Genomic DNA, 9,108 nt, shown 5'->3' with positions numbered 1-9,108 from the left:
GTCCCTCTATCTTGCTAACAGTGGCAATGTGTCGGCAGCGATCCACTCACCAAGCCGGCATGCACAGGAGAACGCTGTAACGAAAGCTACTTAAGAAACCCACGTTTGACCATAGGACTTAAAGATAAAAACAGAATGTCCCTCTATCTTGCTAACAGTGGCAATGTGTCGGCAGCGATCCACTCACCAAGCCGGCATGCACAGGAGAACGCTGCAACGAAAGCTACTTAAGAAACCCGCAGTTGATCACAGAGCCTGGTTTCTAGTTTCTAGTTTTTAAAGCCTAAAGCTTGAATACCCTTCATGTGGAGAGAAAAGTTAAGAGATCCGGCTAATCTGTTATAAGATGTATCTGTTGTACATTATTTGCCACAGGAGTACTTGATGACAAAGAATGCTGAGTTTGAAACAGAACGTTTTTTACTGGATACCCCTCACGATCTTATCTCTATCGAGAAGTGGCAAAAAACGATAAATCTATTAGCCAGGCTTTTCGATGCGCCGGCCGGATTTCTGGTGCAGTATACACCCCATGGTTTTCAAGTCACTATTGCCAGTGAACAAGACTCCAATCCCTACCCTGCTGGTGGAGTTATCGAGCCCGATGCGAATATATTCTGTCGCCGAATTGTCGAGACACGTACAGACCTCTATGTCTCCAATGCAAAGATAGAACCTTGCTGGGAAACGAATCCTGAGGTTCACGATGACGGGTTTACCTCCTATCTCGGTGTTCCTGTTTTTTGGCCCGATGGAGAGGTCTTCGGCACGTTTTGTGTGATGGACTATCAAGAGACCGATTATCAGGATACCTACATTGAACTGATCCACCATCTGAAAGATATTCTAGAAGCCGATCTGGCTATGCTTGGTCTCTACGAGCAGATGCAGAAGTTGGCTATTACCGATTCGCTAAGCGGGATCAACAATCGAAGAGGTTTTCTGGTGTTGGCCGAGCAGCGTATAAAACTGGCTAAGCGTACCGAGAGTCAGTTGGGCCTGCTGTATCTCGATGTCGATGATTTTAAGCTGATTAACGATCAGCATGGTCATGGTGTCGGCGATCTTGTGCTGAAGCATATTGCCAGTGTATTGAAAGAGTGTGTTCGTCAGTCAGACGTGATCGGGAGAATGGGGGGAGACGAGTTCGTGGCCCTGGTCCTGATCGATGATGACAATGATATGGATGCCATACGCAATCGAATTATTGATGGGTTTGACCGTCAATCCGATGATTTGAGCCTCCCACTCTTTTCGGCTTCCATCGGTGATGTGAAGCTGGAGTTAACTACCGATTTTGAGACTCAACTTGCGGCCGCCGACAGAGATATGCTGCATCGTAAACGGGCCAGAGGCTAATCCATCTGAGTGAAAAAAATCCCCGGAGACGGAGGAGTCGTCCGGGGAGGGTAATAGCAGTGGATGTATCCCTAAATTTTAATATCCGGTGACAGGTCTCGATCGTCGAACTTAGATGATTGCGCTCACTCCTCAGGCGGTAGACTATGAAGTAGAGCTGCAATATCAGAGATGTTTGACGAGTAAAAACGCTGCAAATATCAGTTTGGAATTGTGCAGCTAAAATCAATAGCTGACAAAGGTTTATCTGCAAACTGCGACAAGCTGTCGCAGGCAGGCGAGCATAATTTATGCGAGAGGTGGCCGGAGGTTCAGTTCTATGAGCCAATGACCTCATCCAGCTCATCATCCGAGGTCATCTGTGAGTATTTGGCCAGCTCGGCCATGTTGTGCACCTCGAGCTTCTTCATTACTTTCGCCCGATGAACCTCTATGGTCCTCAAAGAGAGGAATAGCGCTTCCGATATCTGCTTGTTGGTCATCCCCTTAGTGAGCAGGTTGAGTACCTCCCGCTCCCGCTGTGAGAGGTTAGATAGCCTCCGCCTGAGTGACTGAGCCTCGAAGGTTCTATGGCTGTAGAGCATCGCCTTATCGATAGCGCCGCTTAACGCCTTTCCCGATACGGGTTTTTGGAAAAAATCACAGGCTCCCTTTCTAAATGCATCGACCGCCATGGGCATATCCCCGTGGCCGGTGAGAAAAATAATACCCAAGGGGCTGTCTATCTCGAGCAGTCTCTGTTGGATCTCCTGCCCGCTGACCTCTGGCATCCTGCTATCGAGTATGACGCAGGCGGCTCTATCTAACGGCACGGTATTCAGAAAGTCATTACCATTATTAAATGCTGTGATGTTATAGCCGAACTGGCCCAGCATAAAGCTGAGCGAGTCTAAAATTGCAACATCATCATCGACGAGATAGAGCGGCAGTTTGTTGGGCATACAGGGCTCATCCATTGGGAACTGAAATTAGAGTAATTGGATACTCAATCGATCTCAAAAGAGATGATATCCCCTATGAGTCAGATCACTAAAACAACTTTTACAGGCCTATAAGTATCAAATACCTGTGATGAATCGGTCTCCACTCACAGCTTTTTAACAAGGGTTGGTCTAACTTAGTGGGCTATAGACGGATTCAGTGGATTGAGTTATGCCTGCGGTACTCTTCATCATAGTAATGCTTATATCAAATTCGGCCATAGCTCACTCCGATGAAGAGGGAGGTCCGGTCAATACTGACATGCGCCTGCCCGAACGTCACCTTAGGGTCGGTGTGTTGGCCAATCACGGTGTCCTGCAGGGTAAGTTACGCTGGCAGCCTATGATGGACTATCTGTCCGAAAGAGTCCCCGGGGCCAATTTCGAGGTTGTGCCTTTAGGCTTTGAAGAGATGAGCCAGCAGATGCTCAATCATGACATTCAGTTTATGATCACCAACCCTGGTCAATATTTTAACCTGAGCAGCAACTTTCCCCTCTCCTGGTTGGCGACGATGAAGAGCCGTAAGCATCAAGGCACCACGTTTGCCATCGGTGCGACGATTATCGTTCGTGCCGACAGCAATATCTATACCCTTAATGACCTCAGAGGAAAAAGCATAGTGGCCAGCGGCCCTCAGGCGCTGGGCGGTTATCAGGCTGCCGTCGGTTTATTGCATAAGATGGGTTACTCTCCTGAGCAATATTTCGGCGATCTGAGGTTTTTAGGTTTTCCACTGGAACCCATCGTCTATCAGGTGAGGGATAAAACCGTAGAGGCGGCGATCACACCGTTTTGTACCTTAGAGGAGATGGTTGAAAGTGGCTTGGTAAAAAAAGAGGATTTTCGGGTTATTCACCCCACCTTGCCCAAAGGGTATGACTGTCTGGTCAGTACCCAGCTCTATCCCAACTGGTCATTTGCCGCAGCAGATACTGTGCCGACCCAGATAACACGGGCAATAACTCAGGCGTTATATGACTTAGAACCCGATGATGAGGCCGCCATCAGCGCCAAAACCATGGGGTGGACCGCCCCCGTAAGCCAACTTAAGGTGATCAAACTGTTTAAAGAGTTACAGTTGAAGACGCCGCCACCGCCACTGTATCAAACTGTCCTGAAGTGGATGGAAAGAAACAAGGAGTGGGGTGGGGCACTGCTGTTGCTCTTCCTTATTTCGACGGTGTACCACCTCTGGTTGGAGTACAAGTTCAGGCAGAAGAGTGAGTTTCTTATCGATACCGAGAGACAACTACAGGACAAGGCGCTGCAACTGGAGCGTTTGCAGAGTACGGCTATCATAGGCGAGATTGGCTCCGGGCTCGCCCACGAGTTGAATCAACCCATAGCGGCCATCACTCAGTATAGCGAAGGGGGGATGATGCACCTCAATAACTCGGGGAGGGCAGACGCCGAAACCTATGAGATTTTGGGAAAAATTAACGCTCAATCGATACGTGCCGGAGCCGTGGTTCACCGGATAAGAGGTCTGTTGAAGCGGCGTGAAACCTCTGAGGCATTGTTCGATCTGGATGAGGTGATGAATAACGCTATGGTGTTATTTGCAACCGAGTTCAGACGCCATTCTGTAGAGGCAAACATCACGACTCAGGGCACCCCTTTTAATCTTAAAGGGGATGAGGTCGGTTTGAGTCAGGTGATCGCTAACATTATCAAAAATAGCCTGGATGCCTTCGAGGAGGGGGAAGGTGACAACAGGATCTGCGTCAACGTGAGTTATCAAGCCGAGTCGGTGGAGATACTGTTTATCGATAATGGTCCGGGCTTATTGAGGTCGGCCAGTGAGTTGATGGCGTCATTTTGCTCTACCAAGCGAGATGGCTTGGGGCTGGGTCTGGCTATCTGTAAAGATGTTATCTCTCAACATGATGGGCGCTTTAGCATTCAGAATTGCAGTGAGATCGACAATGAGCAAGCACTTCCCTGGCAGCAAGGGTGTGCGGTAAAGATAGTGCTGCCCAAGGCCTCAGACAGTTAAAGCGCCGATGAGGTGTGGCTCTTCATTGATGTCTGTCGGCTGCTGATAACTTCTTGCTTTTAATACTTTAAAAATAACATTAAGAAAATATGAATACTCTGTTTACCTACATTAAGGCGATCCACAGTCAAGAGTCTGAGGCTGAGCTCGTTAGTATCGTCAATAAAAAAAGTCAGTCAGATAGCTATATAGATGCGGGAGTCGATGCGGGGGGCGGCGGGCTTATTGAGGTGAGTGAGTTTGAAGCCACCTATCACTACGATAACGGTGTCGTGATTAGGCATAAGGTTGAGCGGGACAGTGCCCCCTCTGAATTGCTCTGTGAAGAGTGCTGGATTAGCTACGAAGTGCTTGATTTTGCTGGTCTGGAGATCACGCCTTTCAGAAAAACATTTTATAACAGCTGTCAGGAGGAGTTCTGGTTGAAGATGCAGGGGGAATTTTCGACCTTCGAATGAAGGCTGATCACATTTTTGGGTTCATTGGGTGTTGGTGTGGCTAAGGTATTGATTGTTAAAAGGATGTAAAGCATGAATACTATGAAGTACCCCAATTTACCCAGGTGTTTGCGATTGATGTAACAGAGAGTCCCTCCTTGGTTGTTGTTGTTAGCTATAATTCGTATAGTTAGCACTCAACTCTGGCGGAATGTGGAGCTTACTTCTTGATATGTTAACTGAGCTGACGTTTCAACAGAAAGGGGTTATTAGTGAAAACTATTTTCAGTATATTTGAAAAGCGATCGCCAAAGACCATCTGGCTGCTTTCATTCTTTATGATATTAGTGCTGACTATTGTGCAATTTCGCGTTGACTCAGGTATAGATATTACCCTGTTTTACATTTTCCCTCTTCTGTTGAGCAGTTGGTATGGAAATAAGAAAGGAGGTTTGTTTTTAGCTTTTTTCTCTGTGATAAATATAACTATTATTGAAGTTGTTCTAACTGAGCATTTTCTCGATAACTCTGAGCCTAATAGTTTTATGTTTTCATACCTCATCCCATATTTAATAGCATACCCACTATTGGTTGTACTCGTTACTGATTTCAGGAGTGTTCACCAGGTTGAAATAACGGCAGCGGATACAGATAGCTTAACAGGAGTTCACAGTGCTAGAAGCTTCTATGCAGAGTTGGCAAATGAGATACTGCGTTCAAAAAGATATAGTCATGTTTTTTCATTAGCCTACATCGATGTAGATGATTTCAAAAAAATAAATGATTCTCTCGGTCATACTGAAGGTGACAAGCTATTAATAGAGGTTGCAAATGTATTGCGAGAGTCTTTAAGGGCGACCGATGTCGTAGCTAGGTTGGGAGGTGACGAGTATGTTTGCCTGCTACCTGAAACAAAGCAAGATGAGGCTATGGCAGCCTTTGTGAAAGCTTCTGTTTTACTGAAAAAGAGAATGACAAAGTATAAATGGGGCGTGACTTTCAGTATTGGTGTAGTTTCATTCGAAAAGATGCCAGACGATATCAAGGAGGCAATCGAGATAGCGGACAGGTTAATGTATTCTGTTAAGAAGACTAAAAAAGGCAATATTGCATATCAAGTTTATCAAACTCAAGTCTGATAAAACCTAGTGGACAGATGTCGTAGTTCAAAGGATTATGGGTCAGAGTAAAATGTATTGTTAACAGTAAAGTTTGGGATATGCTCTTTAATCGAAAGCCCTGACGTTGTCAGTCACTTCCTAAGTACCTCTTGTCCAAATAGTGTTAGCTATTTTACCTAAAAGCGCCGTTGTTCTCGCTTAAGAAAATCTATCAGGGTGCGTGTTCTCAGGGGCATTAATGCCTTGTTTTGATAAACGGCATACAGGGGAATAGTAACATCGTGAACTTTTGGCAGGAGTCTGACCAACTTGCCGCTGGCCAGTTCATCTTTAACCGCAAAGTCCGGCAAAACACCAAATCCAATATGATTGAGAAGGAACTCCTTCAGTGAGTTAGTGGAGCGAACCTGCACTTTAGGTTTTTTGCTCAGCTTAACCACCTCACCCTGTGGGGACTTTAATACCAGCAGTTTATCACCATGCACTATTTCATGGCTCACCCAGTCCAGTTTCAGCAGGTCTTGCGCCGATTCCGGCTCATTAAACCGTTTTAGGTACTCAGGTGAGGCACAAAGAATATCGCCAAACTCACCAATTTTTGTTGCATACAGGCTGGAATCTTCAAGCGCGGAGGAGGCGCGAACAGCAATATCGCAACGTGACTCTATCAAGTTGCTGTAGCTGTCACTCTCTATGATATCGAGTTGAATTTGTGGGTATTGGTTGAGAAATTGGCTGAAGAGGTTTATGTACTGGGCATTGCCGAACGGCGTTGAAATGCGTATCAGGCCACTTGGCTCGTTACTGAACTTCTGTGCCTCGGTATTAGCCTGAGTTGCCAACTCTTGGATCATTCGGCACTTCTTATAGTAGCCGGCTCCGGTGTCAGTAAGTGATAAGGAACGTGTGGTTCGATGAAGCAGACGTGTATTTAACCTCTGTTCAAGCTTAGTGACAACCTGGGAAACTCGTGCTTTACCGATACCTAATTGCTCTGCAGCCTTAGTAAAAGATTGAGTTTCGACCACCCTGGTAAATACCATCATGTCATCTATCGAGATCATTTCCTATATACAGTTTAGTCATATTTAACTATGAGTTTACATAGGAGGTAATTATCAATCAATTGCTAAACGATATAGTTGGCGTCAGATGATAAAGAAACGATTGGAGAGAGAAAATGATTGTCGTAACAGGTGCAACCGGTCAACTTGGCCGTCTAGTGATCAAACATTTAATCAGCAAAATTGGGGCTTCTGAGATTATCGCGGCGGTTCGAACGCCGGAGAAGGCGCGCGATCTATCGGCCTTGGGGGTGCAAGTGCGTGAAGCCGATTACTCAAGACCTGAAACGTTAAAAGCGGCGCTTCGTGGAGCAGAGAAAGTACTTCTTATCTCGTCAAGCGAATTGGGGCAAAGAGCTGAGCAACACAGAAATGTTATCGAAGCTGCGAAAAGTGAAGGTGTATCTCTTATCGCTTATACAAGCTTACTGCATGCAAACACCTCTCCTCTGGAGTTAGCCTCTGAGCACATCGAAACAGAGGAATATTTGAAAGAGAGCGGCGTACCATACGTGCTGCTTCGTAATGGTTGGTATACGGAGAATTATCTCGCAAGCGTAGCGCCCTCCATCGAGCATGGGGCATTTATCGGTAGTGCAGGTGAGGGGCGGATAAGCTCGGCGGCGCGGGAAGATTATGCAGAAGCTGCTGCTGTGGTTATGACCTCAGAGAAGCCTCAGGCAGGTAAAGTCTATGAGTTAGCCGGTGATGAGTCATATACACTCGCCGAACTTGCGGCTCTGCTCAGTCAGGAGTCAGACAGAGAGATCCCTTATGTAAATCTGCCGGAAAATGAATTTAAATCGGCATTAGAGAGTGGCGGATTACCTGAGCCTGTCGCGCAATTGCTCGCAAGTTCTGACGTCGGTGCTTCGAAGGGAGGGCTATTTGATGAACAAGGTGAACTAAGCTCCTTGATTGGCCGTCCTACGATAAATTTATCTGAGATGCTCAAGTCTACGCGCGCATAGAGAGCCCCGTGAAAATGGCTGTTTTTAAATGAAACGATGAGCCTCTCATCGATAGGCTCATCGTGACTGTAATGGAAAGGGGTTATCTTTTTGTGGGGTTTTTCCGGGGGGATTGTAATGTGTTCCTTCATGAACCCCACTTCTTACCGAGTTCTTCGAGTCCGGCATTCTCCAGATCCTCAGGGCTCATCAGGATACGGAATTCACAACTGGCATCGAAGTTGAGAAAAAAGGGTTCTGCATAGCGAGGTACATCTGATGCGGATTGCAGTTCTATCACGAAAACCCCGCCGCGTTTCCCGTCCTGCTCGGTGAAGTAGGCCGTCTCAGGTTTGATATCTTCCAGGATCCTGGCAATGATCTCGCCGGCTTTACCATTTCTGACATGGAAATTAAACGGCTCGAGTGGAAATTGAACGGTGAGTAACATTTTCATCAGATGACTCCTTCTGTCGCATCTTTTGCTGGTGTGATGGTTCAGTGAGATAGGGTAGATTAAAGCCTAGTAGAGCGGTGGGGAAAGCACAAAAGTGGAGTAGATATTGCCGCTCTGCGATTTGAAAGTAACCTTAGTATTCCTGTTGTCCATACGCCGGTATCGAAGAGTTTTTCTTGCGAAACCTTTCCACCCTTAAATGAGTCCCTGGCTCGCCTAATTGGTTTTGTGGATTAAGTAAAGCTTCGATAACTTACTATAGTCTAGATATGCCGTTGATTGATTATGGGTGGCTGTGATCTTTATTGAAGGAGTCGACTAAGAATGAGAGAGGTACGGAGCCGAAGAGAGAAATCACAATTAGCAGGAAGGGTCATCACTTACTTTGCTATAGCACTGATAGTGATTCTTTATGCATTAAACCGCCTCCAATATGTGAGTGATCTAGCAGTGATCACTGGGGTATTTATCTGTATCGCGGTTAATGCCGGTGCAAGTCTAATCTTGTCACTCTTTACCAAGGAGTATTCAATCAGTAGCTTAGTCTTGACTCAAGAGGAGAAGCCTCAGTATTTTATCGCATTATCGTTTTTACAAGTTGTGCTGCTTGCATCTAGTCTGCTGGGTATATACTTGCTTAACATGTGAACTTATTTTGATGCTAGTGGAGACCGAATGGTGCCAAGCTCGTGGAAACAGAGGGTTCTCAAGTGCTTATTGAGGCTTACCCTTATATTGCTA

General features: G+C 46.1%; 8 protein-coding genes and 1 pseudogene. 6 read left to right on the top strand and 3 right to left on the bottom strand.

Features of this window, described 5'->3' with window-relative positions:
* The first annotated feature begins 384 nt into the window (after positions 1-384).
* Complete coding sequence (locus Q1B47_RS19145; protein ID WP_299797397.1) at positions 385-1,359, top strand: sensor domain-containing diguanylate cyclase; 975 nt, start codon at positions 385-387, stop codon at positions 1,357-1,359.
* A 317-nt stretch (positions 1,360-1,676) separates the two neighbouring features.
* On the opposite strand, the gene Q1B47_RS19140 is transcribed toward Q1B47_RS19145, so the two are convergent.
* Positions 1,677-2,300, bottom strand: a complete 624-nt coding sequence (locus Q1B47_RS19140) for a response regulator (protein WP_299797394.1) — start codon at positions 2,298-2,300, stop codon at positions 1,677-1,679.
* Between the two features lie 301 nt (positions 2,301-2,601).
* Here Q1B47_RS19140 and Q1B47_RS19135 point away from each other — a divergent pair, with 301 nt between their 5' ends.
* The 3 genes from Q1B47_RS19135 (at position 2,602) to Q1B47_RS19125 (ending at position 5,914) form a co-directional block, all read left to right on the top strand.
* Positions 2,602-4,338 (top strand): PhnD/SsuA/transferrin family substrate-binding protein, encoded by a 1,737-nt coding sequence (locus tag Q1B47_RS19135; protein ID WP_299797403.1) that lies wholly within the window; start codon positions 2,602-2,604, stop codon positions 4,336-4,338.
* A gap of 89 nt (positions 4,339-4,427) precedes the next feature.
* Positions 4,428-4,796, top strand: a complete 369-nt coding sequence (locus Q1B47_RS19130; protein ID WP_299797391.1) for a hypothetical protein — start codon at positions 4,428-4,430, stop codon at positions 4,794-4,796.
* Positions 4,797-5,047: 251 nt separating this feature from the next.
* A complete protein-coding gene (locus Q1B47_RS19125; protein ID WP_299797388.1) occupies positions 5,048-5,914 on the top strand; it encodes a GGDEF domain-containing protein in 867 nt (288 codons plus the stop codon).
* Positions 5,915-6,072: 158 nt separating this feature from the next.
* On the opposite strand, the gene Q1B47_RS19120 is transcribed toward Q1B47_RS19125, so the two are convergent.
* Positions 6,073-6,960, bottom strand: coding sequence for a LysR family transcriptional regulator (locus Q1B47_RS19120; RefSeq protein ID WP_299797386.1), 888 nt, complete (start codon positions 6,958-6,960; stop codon positions 6,073-6,075).
* Between the two features lie 113 nt (positions 6,961-7,073).
* On the opposite strand from Q1B47_RS19120, the pseudogene Q1B47_RS19115 reads away from it, so the two are divergent.
* Positions 7,074-7,931, top strand: a pseudogene (locus Q1B47_RS19115) (SDR family oxidoreductase); the annotation flags it as partial.
* 127 nt (positions 7,932-8,058) lie between these two features.
* Here the strand turns inward: Q1B47_RS19115 and Q1B47_RS19110 are convergent.
* Entirely contained in the window at positions 8,059-8,367 is a 309-nt protein-coding gene (locus tag Q1B47_RS19110; RefSeq protein WP_299797384.1) for a hypothetical protein, read from the bottom strand.
* A 324-nt stretch (positions 8,368-8,691) separates the two neighbouring features.
* Here Q1B47_RS19110 and Q1B47_RS19105 point away from each other — a divergent pair, with 324 nt between their 5' ends.
* Positions 8,692-9,015, top strand: coding sequence for a hypothetical protein (locus Q1B47_RS19105; RefSeq protein WP_299797381.1), 324 nt, complete (start codon positions 8,692-8,694; stop codon positions 9,013-9,015).
* The last annotated feature ends 93 nt before the right edge of the window (positions 9,016-9,108 follow it).

This window comes from uncultured Shewanella sp. (assembly GCF_947501225.1).
GTDB lineage: Bacteria > Pseudomonadota > Gammaproteobacteria > Enterobacterales > Shewanellaceae > Shewanella.
This window is presented reverse-complemented; position numbering and strand designations above follow the sequence as displayed.